The sequence below is a fragment of the Enterobacter cloacae complex sp. P18RS genome (genome assembly GCF_014982105.1).
Classification (GTDB): Bacteria; Pseudomonadota; Gammaproteobacteria; order Enterobacterales; family Enterobacteriaceae; genus Enterobacter; species Enterobacter hormaechei_C.
Genome location: NZ_JADCKV010000066.1, coordinates 1 through 923, shown reverse-complemented (window position 1 = coordinate 923; position 923 = coordinate 1). Strand labels below are relative to the sequence as shown.

Genomic DNA, 923 nt, shown 5'->3' with positions numbered 1-923 from the left:
GTATTCATGGTATGTGTCATTTATTACTTGCTGCTTATAGGAAGAAAAACAAAATGAGTATTAAGAATTTATATAAAAATTTAAACTCTGACATGGAAAGTATAGCTAAAAGAAATAAGAGTGATAGTTATAATTTTTTCACAAAAAAATCCTTCGACTCTGCTGGGATGGAAAATTTAGAACCAGTGTGGGAAGATGCAAATGACATTTCTTTGGAAAGTTTTAATAAAACATTGTATGAAAGTGTGAATTCGGAAAGTGCCGTCGTAAGAAATGGTATTACGCCACTAAGAGATTATGACGCTGTCCGTGGGCTAAGAGAAGCTTTTGGTAAGCCTGATCGAGAGGAAGAGCCTGCGATTGGAACACATCCTGACTTTAAAAATTTGGAGACAAATAATATAACGCAATTTGGGTATGTGGTTACCATGTTTATGGATATTATAGGCTCGACTAAACTTGGTCTTTCATATAGTCCATCTGATGTTTTTCTTTTTAAAAACAATATCATTAGCGGTTTTATTGAGACTATCAATGCATTTGATGGACATGTGCATAGAATTATGGGAGATGCTGTTATGGCTTTCTTCCGAAGCAATGAAAATGAAAACCTTAATACATTAGAAAATAGTGCTATTGATGCTATTAACTGCGCAGCATACTTTATTGAGGTAATGAATGAAATCGTTGTTCCACAAATTAAAGAAGTCGCTGATGAGAATATTGGTATTAGAATTGGCATAGATATCGGTGAAAGTGATTATGTGTTGTGGGGGAACTATGGTATCCCTGGCATTAATGAAGTAACTGCTACATCATTCTATGTAGATATAGCATCTAAATTACAGCACAAGGCACCCAAAAATTCTATAATGCTTGGGGAAAGTTTAGTTAATAAATTAGGGCTTACTATTAAGGATTAT

At 33.9% G+C, this 923-nt stretch carries 1 protein-coding gene; it reads left to right on the top strand.

Features of this window, described 5'->3' with window-relative positions; translation table 11 throughout:
- Positions 1-53: 53 nt before the first annotated feature.
- Positions 54-923: adenylate/guanylate cyclase domain-containing protein (locus INF61_RS22735; RefSeq protein WP_305043926.1), on the top strand; the 870-nt coding region annotated here is incomplete at its 3' end.